The 24024-nt window shown below is 38.3% G+C and carries 17 protein-coding genes; 11 read left to right on the forward strand and 6 right to left on the reverse strand.

The annotated features are described in order from the left end of the window. Positions 1-26 precede the first annotated feature (26 nt). The 10 genes from LC457_RS01310 to LC457_RS01355 all read left to right on the forward strand — a co-directional run bounded on the left by LC457_RS01310 (position 27) and on the right by LC457_RS01355 (position 16175). Positions 27-3188, forward strand: a complete 3162-nt coding sequence (locus LC457_RS01310; RefSeq protein WP_223598288.1) for an efflux RND transporter permease subunit — start codon at positions 27-29, stop codon at positions 3186-3188. Beyond that, positions 3175-4590, forward strand: a complete 1416-nt coding sequence (locus LC457_RS01315; RefSeq protein WP_223598289.1) for an efflux transporter outer membrane subunit — start codon at positions 3175-3177, stop codon at positions 4588-4590. The genes LC457_RS01310 and LC457_RS01315 overlap by 14 nt, the downstream gene beginning before the upstream one ends. A gap of 255 nt (positions 4591-4845) precedes the next feature. Continuing rightward, positions 4846-5424 carry a DUF4840 domain-containing protein gene (locus LC457_RS01320; protein WP_223598290.1) on the forward strand — a complete coding sequence of 193 codons (579 nt, stop codon included), beginning with the start codon at positions 4846-4848 and terminating at the stop codon, positions 5422-5424. A gap of 103 nt (positions 5425-5527) precedes the next feature. Then, positions 5528-6094, forward strand: coding sequence for an RNA polymerase sigma factor (locus LC457_RS01325; RefSeq protein WP_223598291.1), 567 nt, complete (start codon positions 5528-5530; stop codon positions 6092-6094). After that, the gene (locus LC457_RS01330) at positions 6087-7484 is read left to right on the forward strand and encodes a porin family protein (protein ID WP_223598292.1); all 1398 of its coding nucleotides are present in this window, start codon (positions 6087-6089) and stop codon (positions 7482-7484) included. The genes LC457_RS01325 and LC457_RS01330 overlap by 8 nt, the downstream gene beginning before the upstream one ends. 43 nt (positions 7485-7527) lie before the next feature. Continuing rightward, positions 7528-8490: a T9SS type A sorting domain-containing protein gene (locus LC457_RS01335; RefSeq protein ID WP_223598293.1), complete on the forward strand. Its 963-nt coding sequence runs from the start codon at positions 7528-7530 to the stop codon at positions 8488-8490. 454 nt (positions 8491-8944) lie between these two features. After that, positions 8945-10480 (forward strand): YifB family Mg chelatase-like AAA ATPase, encoded by a 1536-nt coding sequence (locus tag LC457_RS01340; protein WP_223598294.1) that lies wholly within the window; start codon positions 8945-8947, stop codon positions 10478-10480. Positions 10481-10630: 150 nt separating this feature from the next. Then, the gene (locus LC457_RS01345; RefSeq protein WP_223598295.1) at positions 10631-11503 is read left to right on the forward strand and encodes an AraC family transcriptional regulator; all 873 of its coding nucleotides are present in this window, start codon (positions 10631-10633) and stop codon (positions 11501-11503) included. A gap of 80 nt (positions 11504-11583) precedes the next feature. Next, positions 11584-12435: a nuclear transport factor 2 family protein gene (locus LC457_RS01350; RefSeq protein ID WP_223598296.1), complete on the forward strand. Its 852-nt coding sequence runs from the start codon at positions 11584-11586 to the stop codon at positions 12433-12435. A gap of 632 nt (positions 12436-13067) precedes the next feature. Continuing rightward, complete coding sequence (locus tag LC457_RS01355; protein ID WP_223598297.1) at positions 13068-16175, forward strand: non-ribosomal peptide synthetase; 3108 nt, start codon at positions 13068-13070, stop codon at positions 16173-16175. A gap of 91 nt (positions 16176-16266) precedes the next feature. Here the strand turns inward: LC457_RS01355 and LC457_RS01360 are convergent, their stop codons facing one another. Continuing rightward, entirely contained in the window at positions 16267-16743 is a 477-nt protein-coding gene (locus tag LC457_RS01360) for a YdeI/OmpD-associated family protein (RefSeq protein WP_223598298.1), read from the reverse strand. Between the two features lie 79 nt (positions 16744-16822). After that, positions 16823-19027 (reverse strand): S46 family peptidase, encoded by a 2205-nt coding sequence (locus tag LC457_RS01365; RefSeq protein WP_223598299.1) that lies wholly within the window; start codon positions 19025-19027, stop codon positions 16823-16825. A gap of 86 nt (positions 19028-19113) precedes the next feature. On the opposite strand from LC457_RS01365, the gene LC457_RS01370 reads away from it, so the two are divergent. Further along, positions 19114-19548: an META domain-containing protein gene (locus tag LC457_RS01370; RefSeq protein ID WP_223598300.1), complete on the forward strand. Its 435-nt coding sequence runs from the start codon at positions 19114-19116 to the stop codon at positions 19546-19548. 88 nt (positions 19549-19636) lie between these two features. Here the strand turns inward: LC457_RS01370 and LC457_RS01375 are convergent, their stop codons facing one another. The 4 genes from LC457_RS01375 to LC457_RS01390 all read right to left on the reverse strand — a co-directional run bounded on the left by LC457_RS01375 (position 19637) and on the right by LC457_RS01390 (position 23916). Next, positions 19637-20038 carry a hypothetical protein gene (locus tag LC457_RS01375; RefSeq protein ID WP_223598301.1) on the reverse strand — a complete coding sequence of 134 codons (402 nt, stop codon included), beginning with the start codon at positions 20036-20038 and terminating at the stop codon, positions 19637-19639. 6 nt (positions 20039-20044) lie between these two features. Beyond that, on the reverse strand, positions 20045-22567 hold the full coding sequence (locus LC457_RS01380) for a collagen-like protein (protein WP_223598302.1): 2523 nt from the start codon (positions 22565-22567) through the stop codon (positions 20045-20047). Positions 22568-22573: 6 nt separating this feature from the next. Further along, entirely contained in the window at positions 22574-23047 is a 474-nt protein-coding gene (locus tag LC457_RS01385) for a T9SS type A sorting domain-containing protein (protein WP_223598303.1), read from the reverse strand. Between the two features lie 161 nt (positions 23048-23208). Continuing rightward, entirely contained in the window at positions 23209-23916 is a 708-nt protein-coding gene (locus LC457_RS01390; protein ID WP_223598304.1) for a LytTR family DNA-binding domain-containing protein, read from the reverse strand. Positions 23917-24024: the final 108 nt, after the last annotated feature.

Raw genomic sequence — 24024 nt, forward strand, 5'->3', positions numbered from 1 at the left:
TATAACCATTCTTAGAAAATTCAAAAATGTTAAAAAAGATAATAGACCGTCCGGTACTGGCGACGGTAATATCCCTTATCATTGTTATTTTAGGGATAATAGGATTAAACCAGCTGGCGGTGACCAGATTCCCGGATATTTCTCCGCCTACCATCACCGTTTCAGGATCTTATCCGGGAGGAAACAGTGAGACTGTGATCCGTTCCGTGGTAACTCCATTGGAAGAACAGATCAATGGAGTAGAGGACATGGAATACATGAAATCTACTGCGAGTAATGACGGAACATTCTCCATTTCCATTATATTCAAGCAGGGAGTGAATGCCGATCAGGCGGCTGTAAATGTACAAAACAGAGTTCAGCAGGCCACCCCGATACTTCCCCAGGAGGTAGTAAGAATGGGATTAACCACATCCAAACAGCAGAACAGTATGGTATTGATTTTCAATATTTATACTGAAGATAATAAGCAGTATGATGAAACTTTCCTTCAGAACTATGCGAATATCAACCTTATTCCGCAGGTTAAAAGGGTAAAAGGAGTAGGACAGGCCATGGTATTCGGATTGAAAGATTATTCCATGAGAATATGGCTTAACCCTCAGAAAATGTCCTCTTACGGACTGGAACCGGCAGATGTTTCAAGAGCAATTGCAGACCACAGTTTGGAATCTGCTCCAGGTAAACTTGGAGAAGAATCTGATGCGGCCTTAGAATATGTAATCCGATACAAAGGGAAAAAGAATAAGCCGGAGCAATATGAGAATATTATTGTTAAAAATACCGGGAGTCAGGTCATCAGGCTTAAAGATGTAGCCCGTGTAGAATTCGGAGCCATTTCAAATACCGGAGATAACCTTTCCAATGGGAAAAATGCAGTTACTGTAGCCATCATGCAGACTACAGGATCCAATGCCAATCAGATTGAAATAGGGGTAAACAAAGCCCTTGATCAGCTATCAAAATCATTCCCTCCAGGTATCAAATACACAAGTGTAATGAGTACCAAAGAAAGATTGGATGAAGCCACAGGTCAGGTAAAATCTACTTTAATAGAAGCATTTATCCTGGTTTTTATCGTAGTATTTATCTTCTTACAGGATTTCAGATCTACGATTATCCCTGCAGTGGCGGTTCCGGTAGCAATTATCGGTACTTTCTTCTTCCTTTTAGTCTTAGGATTTACCATCAATGTACTGACGCTTTTTGCCCTTGTACTGGCCATCGGTATTGTCGTCGATGATGCCATTGTAGTAGTGGAAGCCGTCCACAGTAATATGGAGGGAACAGACCTTTCAGGAAGAGAGGCTACCCATAAAGCAATGAGTGAGATCACAGGAGCGGTTATTTCCATTACTTTAGTGATGTCTGCAGTATTTATTCCAATCGGATTTATGTCCGGTTCAGCAGGATTATTCTATAAGCAGTTTGCATATACATTGGCCATCGCAATTATTATTTCGGCTGTCAATGCCTTGACATTAACGCCTGCTTTATGTGCTGTATTTTTGAAAAATAACCATGCCGGAGAAGGAGGAGAAAAACCAAAAGGATTCGGGCAAAGGTTTGCAGTAGCATTCAATGCCGGATTTAATAATATGACGAACCGTTATGCGAAAGGAGTTCGGTTTTTAATAGGACGTAAATGGATTGCAGGAGGATTAATTGTAGCGGTTATCGGGGTTGCAGGATGGCTGATGTCTAGCACTCCTAAAAGTTTTGTGCCGATGGAAGATGACGGATTCTTTATGTATACCCTAAGTATGCCTCCGGGAACAGCATTGACAAAAACTACGGAAGTTTCCAACAAGATCAATGAAATCTTAAAAGGAGTAGATGCAGTGAAGGAAAACACTTCCATTACAGGATATAATCTCCTTAGTAACAGTGCAGGACCGGCTTACGCCATGGGATTTGTTAAGCTGAAACCTAAAAAAGAAAGAGGTGAAGTACAGGATATTCAGGAGGTGGTAGATATGGCCAGTGCAAAATTAGGCGTAATCAAAGAAGGAAGTGTGATGACTTTCAGAATGCCTCCGGTAGAAGGATACGGAATGACGAATGATGCAGAGATTGTACTTCAGGACCGTATGGGAAGAGATCCTCAGGTTCTTAAAGCTAAAGCAGATGAATTAATTGGTCAGCTGATGCAGGTTCCGGAAGTAGCATTTGCCTACACGATGTTCAGAGCAGATTATCCTCAGATGGAGCTTGAAGTAAATGAAGATAAAGCAAAACAATTAGGAGTAAGCATTTCAAATCTGTTGGGAACTGTTCAAACGTATTTTTCAGGAGACCAGTCTCAGAATTTCTCAAGATTCGGGAAATTTTACAGAGTGAATATTAAAGCGGACGGTGTTTTCAGAATGGATGAACAGGCTTTCAATGATATTTTCGTAAAGAATGAAAAAGGAGATATGGTACCTGTAAATACCTTGATTACATTGAAAAAAGTATATGGCCCGGAATCCGTTCAGCGTTATAACCTTTATAATTCATTAAATATCAACGTGTCTCCAAAGCTAGGAGTAAGTAACGGAGAATTGATGGGTAAACTGGAACAAACCTTAAGCAAATTACCTTCTGACTACAGTTACGAATGGACAGGATTGAGTTTGGAAGAAAAATCGGCAGGAAATCAAACGATCGCTATCTTCGGTTTATGTTTGCTTTTCGTCTATCTTTTGCTGGCCGCTCAATATGAAAGTTATATCCTTCCTCTGGCAGTAATGCTTTCCATCCCAACGGGAATTGTAGGGGCGTTTTTAGGAATAAAAGCCATTGGTTTGGATAACAATATTTATGTACAGGTAGGATTGATTATGCTTATTGGTTTATTAGCCAAAAATGCAATTCTGATTGTTGAATTTGCCATCCAAAGGAGAAAAGCCGGACTTTCAATCCTTGATTCTGCACTGGAAGGAGCGAAGGCGAGATTACGTCCGATTATCATGACTTCATTAGCCTTTATTGTAGGAATGGTTCCGCTGATGATTTCTTCAGGAGGAATGGCTTCAGGAAACAAATCAATCAGTACAAGTGCAGCCATGGGAATGCTGAGTGGAGTGGTTTTAGGAGTTTTTGTAATTCCTGTACTTTACATGTTTTTCCAGTATCTGGATGAGAAATTCTCTACCAAAAAGAAGTACAATACGATAGAAAATCAATTGACAAATGAGAATATTTAATATAAAGAACTTCCTTATTTCAGGCGCAATGGCATCTCTGCTGATGTCTTGTGCCGTAGGGAAAAAATATACAAGAACAGATCTTCAGGTTCCCGAAACATACAAAGAATCTGTACAGGTAACAGGAGATACGGTACTGCTTCCATGGAAAACCTTTTTCAAAGATCCTAAACTGATTGGATTAATAGACAAAGCCCTTTCCAGAAATAATGAAGTGAACGTTGCTCTGAAAAATATAGAACAGCTCGATCTTATCTATAAACAGGCTAAGTTAGGACTGATGCCAACACTGGACCTCACTGCAGGAGCCAACAGAAGCTGGGCTTCCAAAAATACCCTTAACGGTTCTCTGAATGAGCAGTTTGTGGGGACAAAATACATGGATGACTTTAGTGCTGCCTTAAGACTTTCCTGGGAAATAGATATCTGGGGAAAAGCTAAAATGCAGAAAGAATCCGCAGCAGCAGAATATTTTGGACAGAAAGAAAACCTGAATGCAATAAAAAGCAGGATTGTAGTTCAGGTTGCTCAGGCGTATTACAACCTTATCAGCCTTGATGAACAGCTGAAAATAGCTGAGCAGAATATTGAGCTGAGTGACAATACCCTTAAAATGATGAATCTGCAGTTTACAGCTGGACAGATTAATTCATTGGCCGTTCAGCAGTCAGAAGCTCAGAAGAAAACCGCAGAACTGTTGATTCCTTTGGCAAAACAGAATATTTCCATTCAGGAAAATGCATTGAGCATTCTTTGCGGAGAATATCCGTCGAAGATAGAAAGAGAAGGAAACCTTAAAACAATGATTCCTGAAAATAAGCTATCAGAAGGATTGCCTGCACAATTATTGAGCCGCAGACCGGATCTGAAAATGGCAGAATTTAATGTTATCAGCCTGAATTCAAAAACCGGATTAGCAAAAGCAGCTATGTATCCGAGTATCAGCTTAAGCCCGCAGATAGGAGTTAACTCCAATAAGTTCAGTTCATGGTTTGATATTCCCGGATCTATTACCAAAGCAGTTGCCGCTAATCTTGCAGCTCCCATTTTTCAGAAAAAACAATTGAAAACAGCTTATGAAACCGCTTTGATTGAACAGGAAAAAGCAGCGATCAACTTTAAGCAATCTGTAATGACTGCTGTGGGTGAAGTTTCCGATGCCATGGCCAAGTCTAAAGGCTCTTCAGACAGACTGCAGCTTTTAGAACAGAGAACAGCCATTCTGGATAAAGGAATCAATGATGCACTGAAGCTGTATAAAAGCGGAATGGCAACCTATCTTGAAGTGATTACAGCTCAGAATAATAAGCTTCAGAATGATCTGGAAGCCATTAATGTAACCCTTGAAAGGTTAAATGCAGAAGTAGACCTGTACAGATCGCTTGGCGGAGGAGTACAATAAAATGTAAACGATAAATAGTAAAGGAAGCTACATCATATAGCTTCCTTTTTTGTTATTTCTAAAGGTAAATACAAATCAATTTTAACATGAGGTCCGGAATTTGCAGAGGAGTGATGAATTTTTATATTCATTAAATCAGTGGTTTATGAAAAATTTTATCTTTTTTTTTAAAAATATATGCAAGATTTTTGAAAAGTGAGATTTATATAGATGAGTACTCGAAAATAATTAATGTTTAACGAAAAAAATAATGCAATGAAAAGATTGACAGTACCCCGATTTTTTATGACAGTTTTAATGGTTTTGGTAGGATTTGCCCTATCCTCATGTAATGATAATGAAGGACCGGATATTCCACCTGTAAAAATGGAAAACTTACCAGGGAACTATAAAGGAAAACTGATTATTATACAGGGAAGCAGTAAAAGAGAAGGGATAAAAGAGTTCAAGGTGAAGAAAGATACCATCTCATTTGCTGAATTTCCAATTACAGAAATTGTAAAAACAGTAGTGAAAGACCCGGCAAAAGCAGAAGCAGCTTTGAAAACAATGGGAAAAGTAAAGTATGATCTTAAATATGCTGCAGTGATTAACACAAGCAATAATGTGATAGAACTGACTTTTGCTCCCAAGACTATGGAACTTCAGATTCCTGTAGACGGTATTAATAAAAAGACTGTTGTGGAATTTGTAGCAAAGCAAAAAGGATATTATGTAGGGTTGGATCAGACGCTTAGGTATGCGCTAACAGCCGAAAAAATTACAGTAGATGGTACGTTGGTTACCCCTTATACTGTTATTGATTATAATTTTCCATTCTGTATAAAAAATTAATTAATAGATATTATCACAAATGGATTGCACTTTGATAAGATGCAATCTATTTTTGCCTGACAGTTTTATAATATCCAACAGGATACGGCAGCAGCAGCATTATATGGAAGAAAGTAAAGAACAGATTTTGGTAAAGCACCTTTTGAAGAAGGAGGAAGCCGCCTGGAAAGAGCTTTTTGGAGCTTATTCCGGAAATCTGACCTATGTATGCTCCCGTTATGTAGCTGAGAGAGAAGATGTTCATGATGTACTCCAAAACAGTTTTATCAAAATGTTCCGTTCGATAGAATCTTTTGAGTACAGGGGAAGCGGTTCTTTGAAAGCCTGGATGACGCGTATCACTGTCAATGAATCTTTGAAACATATCAAACAGAAAGGAGATTTCAAATCTGCGGTAGAAGTAGATGATCTTCCGGATATTCCTAATGAAGAAGAACCGGACTTTGAAGAGATTCCGCGGGATGACATTATGATGATGATAAAATCTCTTCCTGATGGGTACAGAACTGTTTTCAACCTGTTTGTATTTGAGAAAAAAAGCCATAAGGAGATTGCCGGGCTGCTGGGAATTGCAGAAAATTCTTCTGCATCTCAGTTTCACCGTGCAAAAGGACTGCTTGTTCAGAAAATAAAAGAATTTAAAATGTCAAAAAAAGCACAATATGAATAATGAATGGCTAAATAACCTGCGTAGCCGAATGGATGACCATGAAGAGGACGTTCCGGAAGGATTGTGGGATGACATCAAAGGTGAATTATTCTCCGAGGACGAAAACAACAGCATTCCAGGGTTTATTCCTGAAATTCATGAAGGCGGAGCGGGTAAGAAAGAAAAAGGAGTGGGTGCAGGACAAAAATCTTTATTCTATCGTCTCGGAGGTATTGCTGCAGCCATTGCATTACTCTTTTTACTGACGAAAATACTGCCACAGAATGATACAGACAAAACCCTGTCTCAGAAACCGACAAATGCTAAAAAAGAAAAGGAAAAGAATTCTTTGAATCCTCTGGAAACGGAGAACATCTCAGGCAGTAAAGCAGAATCCGGAGTGGAATCTCCTTTAGCTGAAAACATATTGAATACAGGTGTTTCCAAGAAAATGCCGGCACAGAAATATTTTAATACTGAAGAAAAAAACAGAGTCGGGAATTATCAGAATATTCAGGAAATCATCAAACTTCCGGCTGCTGCGGAATCTTTTCATCAGGAGAGCAAGATCGCTCAGAAATCATCTCCTGTTGATGATACAGTAAAAGAACCAATCATAGAAAAGATTCCTGATGAGGTTCTTTTCAAACAGGAAGAAGCAAAAGAAGTGTACGCTGAGAATACAAAACATACTGCAAAATCCCGTGACAAAAAATCATGGATGTTGAGTATGCTTACAGGGAATGTTGCTTCCAACTCTGCAGAGCAGCAGTTTCCGGGGTATGCCTCCATCACTGGAAAAGCAATGAATGTGGAGCAGGTATGGAGTACTTCCGAGTACCATGATGATCCTCTGACTGCCATATTACTGGCAAATCAAAGTCAACCGGTAGAAGCAAGGATCAGACATAAAGTACCGGTTACGTTCGGATTATCCCTTTACTACAATTTAGGAAAAAGGTGGGGAATAGGAACCGGGTTGAACTATACCAAACTGGCTTCCGAACTGCATTCAGGAACGGAAAACAATTATATTAAAGGAGATCAGACGGTTCATTACATAGGAATTCCTGTTCAGGTCAACTATAATGTCATTCAGAAAGGACGGTTTACAGGATATATCACAGGAGGAGCACTCGTGGAAAAACCTGTGTCGGGAAGTGTTACAACAACCTATGTAGTGAATGATGAAATAAAAGATAGTTCAAAAGAACGCCTTGATCATAAGCCGTTACAGTTTTCTGTTAACACCGCAGTAGGATTTCAGCTGAAGGTCATAGACAAAGTTGGAATTTATGCAGAGCCGGGAATAGGATATCATTTCAAGGAAGAAAATGCTCCTAATACCATTTATAAAGAGAAACCTTTTCATTTTAATATGAAATTCGGGATCAGAGTGCTGTTGGATTAATGTAGAAGATTTTTAGACCAAATCACACTTAATAATCTAATATATGAAAACAAAACTAATTTTTTTAGTGGTTTTATTATTCAGTATTCTGGATATAAAAGCACAGTGTACCCCTACAATTACCAGCCCGAGACTTGGACAGAAATATCCGGGAACTATCTTGTTCTGTGACGTAGAAGATGAAATAATTTCTACCACACAGACGTATGGAACTTATCAATGGTACAAACAGGAATGGACCTGGCAGACACCCAATAATAACCCGTGGGTAGCCATTCAGGGAGCCACATCACAGCAGTTAACCGTTAGTGGGAATGACCAGCTGAATTATTTTAAAGTTAAAGTTACAGATGGTGACTGTATCGCGGAAAGTACTGCGGTATTTGCTGATGGATTTGTATATGGTCTTCCGGCTATGATGACTACTTATACTCCCGGAACGTATCAGGATAATGGAGGGATAGTGAATGTGTGCAACGGTGCTTCTGTACAATTTGATAATATATTTCCGGTTGTATACGGTAAGCATACCTGGTTCAGATGTGTACCAAGCAGTAACCCGCCGGTATTAGGAGATCCTTGTATTATTCCTGGAGTGGTAGGAGATACTTATGTGGCTACAAGTTCCGGGAAATACGGATTTTATGCCTGTACAGAATATTGTCCGGATCAATGTCAGATGCTTGATCCGTTTGCTTTTGTGGAAGTGAATTTCGGGGACTGGGACTTCTGCAGCAATCTGGGAACAGGAGAGGTGAAGACTAAAGACAATAATCTGAAAATCTATCCCAATCCTACAGCGCAGCACCTTTATATCGGAAAAGAATCAGATAAAATCTATAAAGAGGTCATCATTATAGATATGTCCGGAAAATTGGTTCTGAAGAAAAATGACCATCAGTATAATCAGCCAATTGATGTAAGCCAGCTGGTACCAGGAAACTATATTATTGTTTCTAAAAGTGCAGATGGAAAAGAATATAAAAATAGATTTATAAAGAAATAGGATTACATAGTCTGAATGTGCTAAAATATTGATTGTGGGAAGGAAGATTGGATGTCGGAGGAGGGATTTGCCTTGTATTGAAGAAGAACTAGAGTAATTTATTTTAATACTTTACGCTCAATAGATACATTTCATCCTTGTTAATCTAATGACGTCATAATTACCCCCCCCAAAAGGAGTTCTCTCTTTCAGGCATCCGGCTTCCTGACTCACACTAGGTATTTTATCCGGAATTCAGATGAAATAATCTCTTTCGTTAGTTTTTAATAATGGTTGGGTCGGTACAAATTTATTTGTACCGATTTTTTATTATCATTTTACCCAGCTGACATAGAACTTAAGCACCTGTTTTCGTAATATCTTTTTTAATATATCCAATCAGCTAGAATATCATTCATGTAAATATCAGATTTTCAAAATAGTATATTGATTATTTTTACTTCAAAAACACACGATGCTGATTAAAATTTATGGAAGCGCCATTCATGGAGTGGCTGCACAGACAATAACAATCGAAGTGAATGTAGATACCGGCGGAGTAGGATACCATCTGGTAGGTCTTCCCGATAATGCGATTAAAGAAAGCAGCTATAGAATCTCAGCAGCACTGAAAAACGTAGGATATAAAATTCCCGGGAAGAAAATTACCATCAATATGGCTCCGGCAGATCTCAGAAAAGAAGGTTCTGCCTATGATCTGAGTATTGCGATTGGTATTTTAGCGGCTTCAGATCAGATTCTGGCAGAGGAAATTGAGAATTATATTATTATGGGTGAGCTTTCTCTCGATGGAAGCCTGCAGCCCATCAAAGGAGTTTTACCCATTGCTATTCAAGGAAGAGAAGAAGGTTTTAAAGGAATTATCCTTCCCATACAGAATGCCAGAGAAGCAGCTATTGTAAATGATCTTGAAGTATACGGAGTAGAAAATATAAGAGAAGTAATTGATTTTTTTAATGAAGGAAAACCTCTTAACAGAAGCGTTTTGGATACCCGGAAAGAATTTCATGAGAAGATCAATGATTTTCCTTTCGATTTCTCTGAAGTTAAAGGTCAGGAAACAGCCAAAAGAGCCATGGAAGTAGCTGCAGCAGGCGGGCACAATATTATTCTTATCGGTCCTCCGGGAAGCGGGAAAACCATGCTGGCTAAAAGAGTTCCCAGTATTTTACCTCCATTGACTTTGAAAGAAGCTTTAGAAACAACAAAAATTCACTCCGTAGCCGGAAAAATTGGAACCGAAGCTTCACTGATGACTGTTCGTCCCTTCAGATCTCCTCATCATACAATTTCAGATGTTGCCTTAGTAGGAGGCGGAAGTTACCCGCAGCCCGGTGAGATTTCCCTTGCACATAACGGCGTCTTATTTCTTGACGAGATGCCGGAATTTAAAAGAACAGTACTGGAAGTAATGAGACAGCCTCTGGAAGACCGGGAAGTAACCATTTCAAGAGCCCGGTTTACCGTAAATTATCCTGCAAGTTTTATGTTGGTCGCCTCTATGAATCCAAGCCCAAGCGGATTCTTTCCCGATGATCCTAACAATACCTCATCTGTTTATGAAATGCAGCGGTATATGAATAAGCTCTCAGGGCCGCTTTTAGACAGGATTGACATTCATATTGAAGTACAGAAAGTAGAGTTTGAACAGCTTTCTGAAAAAAGAAAAGGAGAAAAAAGTAAGGACATCAGAAATCGTGTACTGAAAGCCAGAGATATTCAGAATAAAAGATATCAAAACCTCAATATCAGTAGCAACGCCCAAATAGGACCTAAAGAAATTGAGGCCTTTTGTGAATTGGATGAAACCTCTTTCGGGCTCATCAAGCTAGCAATGGAAAAACTTAATCTTTCAGCAAGAGCTTATGACAGAATCCTGAAAGTTGCCCGAACAATCGCTGACCTGGAAGAATCTGAGAATATTCTGTCCCATCATATTTCCGAAGCCATACAGTACAGAAGTCTGGACCGGGAATTCTGGAATGGATGATGATCCTATGCTTTTTTCTATAATATGTCAGATTTTCAAAATAGTATATTCGCTATTTTTACTTCAAAAAAACACAGTAAGGATTAAAGTTTATGGAATGAATGTTGATTCAAAGATTATAGGCTATAAAGGCTTAGCAAAAGCATTTATATGAAAGATGAAATTAAAAGATATCCCTTTAAAGCAGGTCTGCCTGTTGAATTTGAGATTGTTCAATTGAAGAATCTATACACTACCAGTAAAAAAATGTTAATCGTGCCACACAGAACAAACTTTTATCATATTTTTTGGTTTAAGAGTGGCGGAAATACTCATTTGATTGATTTTGAACCTGTAAAAACCAGTCCCAATACAGTCTTATTTCTGAGTAAGCACAAAATCCATAGCTTTGATGAAAGCACAAATCTAGATGGGCTGGTTATTCTTTTCACAGATGATTTTTTTTCTAAAACAAAGGAGCAGGCCAGATATTTACAGAGTACGATGCTGTTCAATGACTTGAAGTCTATATCAAAGATCAGGATCCAAGACAATATAAAAACATTCACAGACATTGTTGAATTGATGGAAAGAGAGCTTTTGCAGCCTGCAGACACTTTTCAGCCAGACCTTTTGAGAAATCTTTTATATAACTTCCTTTTATTGTCTGACCGTGAAAGGAGTAGCATGGGTTTTAGTGAACCCAAAAAGAATGCGGATCTGGATTATGTCATCAGATTTAAGGATATCCTTGAAGAGAATTATATGAAACGTAAACAAGTCAGCAGTTTTGCAATAGAAATGTATATTACTGATAAGCGCCTGAACAGGGCAACTTCTAAAATACTGGGCAAATCACCCAAACAGCTCATTGATGAAAGAGTAATGCTTGAGGCTAAAAGGCTGCTAGCCTACACCAATGAAAGTGTTAAAGAAATCAGTTACAGACTTGGGTTTGAAGAGTTAACAAACTTTATAAAATACTTCAGAAAACATGATACCCGAACTCCTGTAGAGTTTCGGAAATCTTTTACAATAGAGTAAAAGTATCATTTAAAAGACCATATCTACCTTTTGGAAGCGCTGTGAAAATCAGAACTTTGTATTAATAAAATCAAAGAATTATGAAAATAACAGTCTTACTGTTAGTTGCCGGATTAGGATTGATATCATGTGACAATGAAAACACTTTAAAACAAGAAAAAAATATGGAACCTTCAAACAAAGACAAAGTCGTTGCACTTTTAAAAAGCATTGAAACAGGAGCAACAGAACCTGTAAGTTACATTAACCCCAATAAATATATTCAACATAATCTGGCTGTTGCTGACGGATTAGCTGGTTTTGGAGAGCTTTTGCAGCAGTTACCTCCTAATTCTGCCAAAGTTAATACCGTACGTAGCTTTCAAGATGGAAACTATGTTTTTACTCAGACAGACTATAATTTTTTTGGTCCTAAAATAGGTTTTGATATTTTCCGTTTTGAAGACGGTAAAATCGTAGAACATTGGGATAATCTCCAGGAAACACCATCAAAGCCCAACCCTAGCGGACACACAATGATAGATGGAACTATTGATGTGAAAGATCTTGAGAAAACAGAAGCCAATAAAGCTCTTGTAAGAAACTTTGTTGACGATATCCTTGTAAACAGTAAAATGGATAAGCTGGCAGGTTATTTTGATGGTGACAATTACATTCAGCATAATCCCAATATTCCGGATAAAGTTTCTGGTTTGGGAGCGACATTACAAGCATTGGCAGAACAAGGAATTTCCATAAAATATAATAAAATCCATCAGGTTTTGGGACAGGGAAATTTTGTATTGGTAGTAAGTGAAGGATATTTTGGTAATGATTATGATGCTTTCTATGATCTGTTTAGGGTTGAAAACGGCAAAATTGCTGAACATTGGGACGTAATAGAAAAGATTCTGCCGAAAGAACAGTGGAAGAATAATAATGGTAAATTTTAGCATTAATATTACACTGTGTAGGTAGCACTTGTGTTGCTTACCTGTTAAAAAAAGAGGCTGTTTCAAAAGTGAGACAGTCTTTTTTATATTCGGACATTCCCCAGCCTGGAATCTTGGAAAATTCGGGTACATCGACTATCAACAAAGGAAGTAAATAAGATAGTGCCATCTTTAAAATCATAACAAATTAAAAATCAGTCTTTTTATTGTTTGATTTCTTTTACAATATCAATTTCAGGATGTGACAGATAATAGTAATTATGTAACACATAGGTTAATTTATTATGTTAAGTTTGATTACCAAATCATTAAAGATATTTAATTATGAAAATAAAATATTTAAATACAGGGTAGAGCCATCCTTAACTTCAAAAGAATAGGCTAAACCTTATTCTTCCATCTTTTCGATTGAAATACATAACGTTTAAACGTTACTTACGCTCGGCTCATTGAGCTAATCGTTTCAAGCTTCTGTATTATTAAGTTTTTTTAAACTGTTATAAAAACATATTTAGCAATAAACTGTGGCTATCTCGTATGCTCTTTTGTTTCAGATTTTTAACAGTTTCAAATTACCTATGGAAGACAGAAGCAGTTGATTGCAAAATTTTTAACCAAATTACATTATTACTATGTCAAACACAATTCCCTCATTAGAAACCTTGTCAATAGGTACAGCGATATTACTGTCATCTGAAGACAGAGAAAAACTTTTAAATGGATTCAATAAGACCGGCTGGGACTATCATCATGAAGAAACATTAGAGTCTCTTTTTCGAAAACAGGCACTCCTTCACCCCGATAAAACAGCCGTTGTTTATCAGGATCAGGAAATTACGTACAGTGATTTAGATCAGAGAAGTAATCAGATTGCCAATCTGTTATTGAGTAAAGGAATTAAAGAAGGTAAATATGTTCCTATCTGGCTGGACCGTTCTCTAGAATGGATTGTTGCTGTTCTTGGCGTGATCAAAACAGGCGCCGCATACGTTCCTATAGACCCCGCTTATCCTGCTAAAAGAGTAGAATTTATTCTTTCAGATACCGCTGCTGATACGATCATTACAAATCAAAATCTTAAAAACCTTCTACCTGAAACTGAAAGATCAAAAGTCTTTGACCTGAGCAGTATGGAGAATCTTAATCATTGGTCTTCAGCTTATCCGGAAATTGAAATTCATCAGAACAGTTTAGCCTATACGATTTATACTTCAGGCTCTACCGGAAAACCAAAAGGGGTAATGGTAAGTCATCTGGCTATCCAGCATTTGGTAACCTGGCACAACCATCATTTTCACGTAGATCACAGTTCAAAACTGACTCTCGTAGCAGGACTGGCATTCGACATATCCGTTTGGGAAATCTGGTCGGCACTTACTGCCGGAGCTGCTTTGTTTATAGCAGATAATGAAGACAGAACTGATGCTCATGCATTGGTGGATTTCTACAGGAGAAATCAGATTACACATGGTTTTGTTCCCTCTGTTTTAGGTCCGCAGGTTGTTAACGATACCAGAAATTATAATGATCTGAAATTGAAGTATCTCTTTACCGGAGGTGAAAAACTGAAACCTGTGCTTACTACGGAATTAAGCTATGAACTGATAGACTATTATGGTCCAACGGAATGTACTGTATTTGCAACATTTAAAAAAGTGAAAGATATCAATGGGAAATACGTCTCTTCAATAGGGAAACCCATTGCCAACGCAAAAGCCTATATCTTAAATGAGAATATGGAATTGATGCCGGTAGGGGCAGTAGGAGAATTGTGCATCGGGGGAAATATCTTAGCCAATGGATATCTTAATAATAAAGAGCTTACAGATTCTAAATTTATTGATAATCCATTCCGGGAAACAGAAAAACTGTACCGTACAGGAGATCTTGCCAAATGGAAACCTGATGGTGATATTGAATTTCTGGGAAGAATAGATAATCAGGTGAAAATTCGTGGATTCCGTGTTGAGTTAGGAGAAATAGAACGTACATTGATTCAGCAGAAAGAGATCAATGAGGCTGTGGTCATGAGCAGGGATACAGAAGGCAACAGTAAATATCTGATTGCTTTTATCGTTTCAAAACCTGATGCAGAGAAAGATATTTCATCAGTTAGAAATGCATTGAAAGAAGAGCTTCCGGGTTATATGATTCCTGCCCAGATTATTTTTATAGATAGAATTCCATTAACGGCAAATGGTAAAACAGATACCCATGTTTTAAAAGATCTGGCAGATAAAGAAGCAAAAGAGCTCATTTCATTTGAGCCGCCTACCAATGAGACAGAAAGAATTGTTGCAGATGTATGGTCTTCAGCTCTGGAGCGTTCTATTATTAATATTACAGATAATTTCTTTGATATCGGTGGAAACTCCCTTCTGGTAGCGGCAGTTGCCGTGGCATTGCAAAGAAAACTGGATGTAAAAGTATATCTGAGGGATATTTATCAGTTTCCGGTATTGCAGGAGCTTTCAGAAGTTCTTATCGCGAGGTCAAGAGAAACAAGAGAAGCCGACCCAAAAGAAGATGTTGAGCCTTACGTTGCCTTGCAGAAAGATGTCTATCTTGCTCCCGGAACTGTTTTTGCAGGAGGGTTTGATCCTAAACAAGTAGAAAACCCCAAAACAATATTTTTAACAGGAGTAACCGGATTTGTGGGAATTCATCTTTTGCAGGAACTTTTAGATACTACAAATGCTGAAATCTACTGCCTTGTAAGAGCTCAGGATCAATTTCACGCGATGGAAAAGATAGACAAATGCTTTAAACAATATCACATTCCTCAAAAAGAAGTACAGAAATCGAGAATTATTCCAGTGATCGGAGATCTTGCATTGCCGGCATTGGGGCTGTCAGAAGAAATATTCACAAAACTGGCAAAACAAACGGATCTGATTTACCATTCAGGAAGTTCGGTAAACTTCATTGAGCCTTATTCTTACATGAAAGCCCCGAATGTAGAAGGATTAAGAGAAATTATCAAATTGGCCGGAGCAGAAAGAACGAAGTGCCTTGCTTTGTTGTCTACCATTTCGGTATACAGCTGGGGGCATGTGTTTACAGGAAAAACGGTAATGCTGGAGTCCGATGATATTGAACAGAACTTAATGTCTGTAAGCAAAGATATTGGATATGTAAGAAGCAAATGGGTAATGGAAGCTGTCGCAGACCTGGCCGCAAAAGAAGGCTTGCCGTTAATTACTTATCGTCTTGGATATGCAATGTGTCACAGTGAAACAGGAGCAAGTGCTTCCTATCAATGGTGGTCAGGCTTGGTGAAAAATTGTATAGAATTTAAATCTTATCCAGCATTGACTGAGCTTAGAGAAGGCCTTATCACAGTAGATTATATGACGAAATCTATGGCTCATATTACAAAAAATAAAGAGGCAATAGGTAAAAAATTCAACCTGATTGCCCGTCCGGAAACCAATCTTACGCTGGAAGGATTCTTTGGACTCATGAAAAAGTATTATCCTTTTACCCTGAAAGATCTTCCTTATAAAGAATGGAGAAAACAGTGGGAAGATGACAGTAAAAACCGTTTATATCCATTGACAAGCCTTTTCAGGGACAATATGCATGAAGGTTTATCTACCGTTGAGCTTTATCAGAATACTTACATATGGGATTGCTCCAATGTGATTCAGTTTCTGGAAGGTTCAGGTATTCAGGAACCTGTATTTGATAAAAAAGTACTGGATTCCTATTTGACATACCTTGGAATTCGGGTTGAATAATATTTGATTGTTGAAACAAAGCCCAAACAGATTCTGTTTGGGCTTTTTCATATTATGGTAACCAATGATTTAGGTGTGAAAGAAAACTATTTTATATTCCCTTTTTTCCATCCAGAATCATCTGAATCATCTTTATCTTCCTGTTTTCTCTTGTTTCCGGTTTTTTAGCCTCTTCTATCCAACGGATATATTCCTTTTTATGGGTATAACTCATTTTGTCAAATAAAATCTTTGCATCCGGATTTTCATTAAAAACAGAGACGATATCTCCTGCAATATCAACCACTCTCTCTTCTTTATCTTCTGTAAGAGAAACAGAAACCTCATCTCCGAAAGTTTTCCCAAGCTGTTTCCTGATCTCTTGTGTAAGGCCTAAAATATGACAGTCTGATTTCATTTTGGCAAGGCTTCCACGATATTCAACGTTACCATCAAATAGAGCTTTAATCTTTACCTGTCCTTTTTTATTAAACAGTTCTTCTGTAGAAAAAGGAAATTCTACAAACGCTGCATTCATTTCTCCGTTTTGCTTAATAATAGCTGAGAATTCGATTGTTTGAGGATTCATGATGAAAGATTTTAATAGTCAAAAATAAAAAAACCGTGAAAGTAATTTCACGGTTTTAAAAATAAATCAAATAAGATTATTATTTTTTAGCTTTCTTAGGCGTTGTTGTAGTACCTGAGTTTTTAGTTTTTGTATCAGCTGGAGTGTTTTCACCTCTTACAAGCTTCAATTCATCTACTAATCTTCTTGCACCAGCAAACTTATCAATTGTCCAAAGAACGAAACGAACGTCTACGTTGATTGTTTTTTGCCATTCCTGCTCAAATACGATATCACCGCTTAACGCTTCACTGTTACCATCGAAAGCAATACCGATAAGGTTTCCGTCTCCATCAATTACCGGAGAACCAGAGTTACCTCCTGTAATATCGTTATTAGAAAGGAAGTTTACAGGCATATAACCTGCTGCATCAGCATACTGACCGAAATCTTTAAGGTTGTAAAGGTCAATCACTCTTTGAGGAAGATCAAACTCTTCATCACCTTTCTTGTATTTTCCAACAAGACCAGTCATATCAGTATAATAGTTATCAGTAATACCGAAATAGTTTCTGTCATTTCTGATAGGTAATTTATCTACAGTACCGTAAGTTAATCTCATGGTAGAGTTAGCATCCGGGTAGAATTTTTTCTCAGGCATAGCCTTCATAAGACCTGCTAAAAACAGACGGTTATTTTTTGCAAAATTATCATCTATTTTTACGAATCTCTCAGTGCTTATTTTTTGATCAGCAACAATTCCGTTAGCAGCTTTCCAAAGCGGATCAGCATCAAGTTTTAATGCATCCGGGTTTAATAAGAAGTTCGTTGCAGAAGTCTTGTTAGCAAAGATTGAAGAATAAGCCAAATTAGAAACTGTTTTAGCATCCAACCCTAAAATAGTAGCAGAAGCAACCTCAGGGTTTTTAACTCTTGCTTGGTAAAGACTTGTCATAGCGGCAAGCATTTCACCTTCCAAAGATGGATTGAAGTTTTCATAAGCCGCTTTGATCGCCGCTTCAGTTTTAGGCTTCATTGCCAGTCTTCCCTGCATATCCTGAGCAGCATAAGCTTTCAGTACAGAACCTACCTGCATAGCAAGAGTAATGTATTTTGCATTTCTTGAAAACTGTGAAGCATAGTTTCTTTCAACGTTTCTATCAGAAACTTGCTTGTAGTATATACCAATGTCTTCTAAAACACCATTGTATTGATCATTTCCTGGCATTGCAGCCCACTTATTATAAGTTTCCTCAATCTTTTGTTTGTCAGAAATAGTTCCATTTTTCTCTACTGCATCAATAGTCCCTTGTCTGTTTTTCCAGTAGTTAGCTACAGAAGCATATTGAGAAGCATAGTTAAGCTGAGTTGCTTTATCCTTATCCATGTATTTTTTCATAACATCCATGGCAAGTTTAGAAGCCTCAACCCAAGCCGGGTAATCTTTAGTTACCATTTGCTGAATTCCGTAAGAAGTCAGGTAACGGTTTGTTCTTCCAGGGTAACCTAAGATCATTGAGAAATCACCAGGTTTAATTCCCTTAAGAGAAACCGGAAGGAAATGCTTAGGCTTCAAAGGAGTGTTGCTTGGAGAATATTCAGCAGGGTTTCCTGCAGCATCAGCATATACTCTGAAAACTGTGAAGTCCGCTGTATGTCTTGGCCATTCCCAGTTATCTGTATCACCTCCGAATTTTCCTAATGATGAAGGTGGAGCACCTACCAATCTGATGTCTTTATAATCCTGATATACGAAATAGTAGAATTCATTTCCGTTGAAGAAATCTCTTACTACTACAGTATATTTCCCGTTCTCAGAGTTTTCTGTCTGGATTGCTTTAGTTTCAGCATCAATAACAGCTTTTCTCTCTGCTCCGGTCATATTGTTGTTTAGTTTAGAAGTGATTCTCTGCGTAGCATCATCCATTCTCACTAAAAATCTTACATAAAGATCCTTTGCATTGAATTCGTCTTTCTGTTTCATTGCCCAGAAACCGTTCTTCAAATAATCTTTTTCTGGTGTAGAAGCCGCAGCAACAGCACCGTAACCACAGTGGTGGTTAGTAAATATAAGTCCTTTATCAGAAACAATTTCACCTGTACAGAAACCACCGAAACTTACGATAGCATCCTTTAAGCTTGAATTGTTCACAGAATAAATTTCCTCAGGCGTAAGGTGCAGACCCTCTTTTTGCATATCAACACCGTTAAGTCTTTTGATGAGCATTAGCAGCCACATCCCCTCATCCGCCCTCATCTGAGCAAAGCCCAGTAAGAAAGTGAATAGTAGAAATAGTCTTTTCATTTTATAAAATAATTTTTGTGTCGCTAATTTACTAATTTTTACGAGATTCTGTCCCGGATTGGTATGAAAATGGGATGATAATCCACATGAAAAAGATCCTCTTATCAATTTTTGCAGTTTTACTTTTAGGACTTGTTCTGAATTGTTCCGCAGTGCCGGATAAAAATCCTTCTCTTCAAAGGCAATGGATGCTGGTTTCCTTTGATGGGTTTTTAAAAGAACAGCTTATTACGAATAAAGCAGAAATTAATCTGACAGCCAATATCATTGATGGTAAAATTCAAGGGAATGCCTATATGGGATGCAACCAAATGTCTTTCGTATCCGAATGTAAAAAAGGAGGGAAGGTGAAAATCTCAAACGGAGTAAGTACCATGAAAGCCTGTCAGGATATGAATCTTGAAACCTCATTTCAGAAGAAATTTGAAACCATGACAAAATATTCGGTAGAAGGGCATTTTCTTACTTTAACAGATGATAATGGAAATTCAATGAAATTTGTGGCCGCCGATTGGGATTAATAATATCCGTATAATATAAAAGTCCGCTTTGCAGCGGACTTCTTTGTTTGAAAAATCTAGTTTGGTTATCAGCTTTTTTTGAGAGTTATCAGTTTTTAGGAATAGTTTTTTTAATTTCTTCCAGGGTTGCCGTATTGGGAAGCCCGATAGTTGTTGTCTTTGTGTTCCTAGAATTTATAGTATTATGATATGCCTGTCTGTTGGGAATAGTTTTTTTGATTTCTTCAAGACTTGCTGTGTTGGGAAGTAATTTTCCCGAATTGTCAGCAGCTGCCTTGGGCTTAGTTTCCTGTTTTTTAACGGCAAGACCATGATCAGAAGGTAATCCGGTATTTACAGTTGTCTTTTCGTCTCTTTCCTTGGCTTCCTGCATTTGGATTGCCTGTTTTACAACGAGTGCCTGATCTTCCATCGGAACAGCCTGCTTATTTTCCTGAGCATAAATAATAGTGCTTAAAAATAATAACGGGATAATATATGCTATTTTCATGACGGTTTATTTTATGTTGACTAATACTTGAATTTTTCCGATCTCTTTTTGGTCATAATCCTGAAGTGCTTTTCCGATTACCTGTCCTATTCTTACCTTTTTGATATCCGCTTTCATGGCAACACCTGCTTTAGATGAAGTTACCAAAAGGTCTCCTCTTTTTATTTTTCCGTTCTCAAGACATACTTTGGTTGGAATTACTCCAATGACGCCCATTGGTGCTTTATTGGAAATATCAGTGTCAATATGTTCTTCCGTAAGAAGTACACCAGGTTTTGTGGCATACACTCCTGCAACAAGAGTAGAATAAGGAGTTGAGGATTTTTCAACAGTTCTGTCTGCTTTTGTTGAGATGACAAGGATATCACCAGGTTCATATTCAGAGATACTTCCGTTGACGTCAAATGCTTCTGCAACGTCTGCACCGCTGTTTTGTGTACCTCCGTTAAAAAATCCACGTCCGGCAGAATTGATTCTTGCTACATTCACTGTACCCGGATTTCCGGATTTAAATAAAGCAATAGATCCGTTGCTGTGGGTTTCTACTGTCAGGGCTGGGTTGGTATTGCCGGTATTGTAATTTACAAACCTTGCGGCGCGTCCTTGTCCGAAATTCGGAACCCAGGCATAGATTGCGCTTCCTGTTCCGTCTGCAGTCGTTTCTACACCGTCTCCTGTGTTTGAAGCATTAGCTGTTATACCATTACCATTACCATCTGCAATAGCAATCAGTGCAGGACCGTTTCCGGAAGGGTTACTGGCATGGAATAAACCTGCGTATCCTCCTGTACCGGAAGATATTCCATAGATTCCAGCTGTTCCGAAATTGGCAAACTGAGAGTTAACTTCACCTCTCACCGCTGCTGAAGTTCCGGTAACTTTATCTACTTTAAAATTTCCTGCAATACCATTTCCCACCGTAGTTACAGTGATAACATCACTGGTGTTGGATTCGTTAAAAATATTGAATCTTCCGGCACGTCCGGTAGAAAAAGTAGGTACCCAAGCATAAAGGGCATTCCCGGCTCCATCAATGTTGGTTTCAACTCCGTTACCATCTTTTCCTGCATTGGCAGTAATGGCATTCCCATTTCCGTCTGTAAGAGCAATCAATGAAGCTCCGTTTCCTGCAGGGTTTGAGGCATAGAATAATCCGGCGCGTCCTCCGGTTCCTGAAGAAATTCCAAAGATACCTGCTGCACCAAAGTTCCCGAAAATAGTATTTACTTCACCTCTTACTGCAGCACCAACACTATTGGTGTTGTCAACAATAAAAGAGGCTGCATTTCCTTGCGTATTATCAGGAATATTCCCGTTTCCATTGGTTGCTACCTCAACGGTATTTCCTGTGGTATTCGTTTGGTTAAAATTTTCAAATCGTCCGGCACGGCCTGTACTGTTATTCAAACCTACTTGTCCATAAACACCGATACCTGTTCCGGATGTATTGGTAGCAACAAATCCTCTTACTCCATATCCTCCTCCGTCATTACGGCCTACTACCGCTCCGGCAATGTCACTGGTTGTTCTACCAACGACAGCTTCACCTGCTCCGGTGTTATCACCAACAACACCTGCAGAAGACTGGGAAGAGGTGGAACCATGTACCCCAAATCCCGCTCCGGTAGAACTTCTTACTCCGGCTCCGTTTCCTGAGGTCGTAACATTTACTACTGTACCATTTCCTACGGTAGATGCACTAAGAGCAACATTATTATTCGCGTTATTGAAGATTGCAATATTCGCAGGGATTCCATTATTACTGGTAGCATTGAGACCGGTTCCTGTATTACTGTTTGCATATACTCCATAACCGTTTCCACTGGAATTTCCGTAAACTCCTAAGCCATTTGGTGTTGTACCATAAACTCCCCATCCGCTTCCGGCCTGGCTTCCGTATACTCCAACGCCAAGTCCGCCGGTTCCGTTATTAATACCACGTACAGCACTCGAAAATCCACCAGGAGAAGCACTGCTTACAATTCCTCTTACTGCAGAAATATTTGATGTAGCTGTGTTATTTACTCCTTCCACAGAAGTACCATCTCCATCGTTGATCAATGAAAATAGAGTAGAAGCATTATTAACAGTCGTGGTATAAGGAATCGTAAAACTTCCACCGCCTCCACCTGCAGATTTGGCATACATGGCATAAGGAACGCTTAGCAGCTGGCTTGTTCCTACTATAGTATAGCTTGTTCCTCCGGCGGGGTCAGTTTCTGTTTTTAAATAATAGCTTCCTGCGGGCCAGTCGATGGTGGCAAATGTCCCTGTAAGTACAGTTCCTGTTCCTATTTCAAGGCTGATAAGCCCGTTGGCATTGGTATTCCCGGTGAGTCTTTCTGAATAGACTGCGGCGCCGGCAGGAGATCCCTGTAATATGCTTACCCTCACGGCTATACCTTGATTGACTAAGAGTTGTCCGGAACCGTTTCTCATGACAGCTTGGTAGCTCATTTTTTCCGGAGCCTGAGAAAGTCCCATAAAGAAACCGGTCAGGATCCAAAACAGTAATAATATTTTTTTCATGGCATTTTATTTTTTGATGATTTTAAATGTTTTAATATTTTCTCCATTTTGAGTAATCCTGATAATATACATCGCAGAAGGAAGTGAGGAGAAATTAAGCTCAGATTTTGATTGTGAGATCTTATCTTTTTTTACCAGCTTACCTTGGGCATCGAATAACTGATACTCTGATCCTTTAAAATTATTTGAGGTAAAATCTAAATACAAATAATCTCTGAAAGGATTAGGGTAGAGCAAAATACCTGTGAGTTCAGAAGAAGTTTCAAGGGAAGTAAGAGTAATAATTTCGTAAGGCTGTTGAACACCTTCGAGAACCTGTCCTGTTCCTTTTTCGAGATAGGTCATCTGGCCTACACTGTAAGAAACAAAACCATTAGCTGCTGAAGCATCCAGTCCGGTTGCCAAAACTGCAGATTGTGCGTGCAGTATGGGGACGGAAAAGACAGACAGAATAATACAATAAATAGATATTCTTTCCATGGATAACAGTTTTGGTGATTAATAGATGTGTTTTTTCAAAGGGAATTTGGGAAGACTAAATTACCACCTATCTCAATCGAATGGTAGGAAAATAGACCAACGGCAGAAATAATCGACCAATGGCATTTTGTGAATTACTGTAGAAGTTTGTTTAGTCTTTTTTAAGGATTGAAAAAAGAAAGATTATCCTTGTAGGTACGTCCGATAGGAAGTTTGATATGATGCGCCAGTTCTATTTCGTGACAGCTTTTTCCGCGGATGAGGTGGCGGGGAACCGCATAGCTTCTGTGTATTCTAACAAAAGAATCAAAAAAGTTTTTTTGCAGGAGGTTTCCCAGAGAATTTAAAATACAGTGATTTTTTTCAAGGGTAATGATCCTAGTATAATCTTTCAAAGCTTCCAGATACAGGATGTCTTTCATTTTGATTTGAAAGATATTTCCGCCTTCTTTTATTTTAATACAGTTTTCTCCTACCATGGCATCATAGCATTTGCACTTCTCTTTTACTTCAAAAAAATCGAAAAGTCTTTCCATAGAATAATGAAAACGTTCTGCGGTAAGTGGTTTGGTAATAAAATCTAAAGTATCTGTCTCAAAAACTCCGGCAGCTAGTTCCGGATGGGAGCTTACAAAAATACAGGCAGGAATCTTATGAGCCAGTTTCCGGAATTCGAGTCCGCACATTCCACTTAAATTGGTTTCAGTGATCAGAACGTCTGTAGGGAGATCAAGATAAGGAATAGCCTTTTCTGCAGAATCAAAAGAGGCAACAATCTCAATGTTTTGGTATTGTTTGATATAATGTTGAAGAACCAGTCTGTCCAGTTCATCATCATCAATAATCATACATCTAATATGGGTAATCATGATATTCCGGAGATTAGTTTTTAGGTTAAATATTTAACAATCAGAAATTTATTACATAAAGTTATTGATTTTTTACAAAACCTTCACCAGTAAACTTAAATTTATATT

The sequence above is a fragment of the Chryseobacterium sp. GVT01B genome (assembly GCF_019970045.1).
Lineage (GTDB): Bacteria > Bacteroidota > Bacteroidia > Flavobacteriales > Weeksellaceae > Chryseobacterium.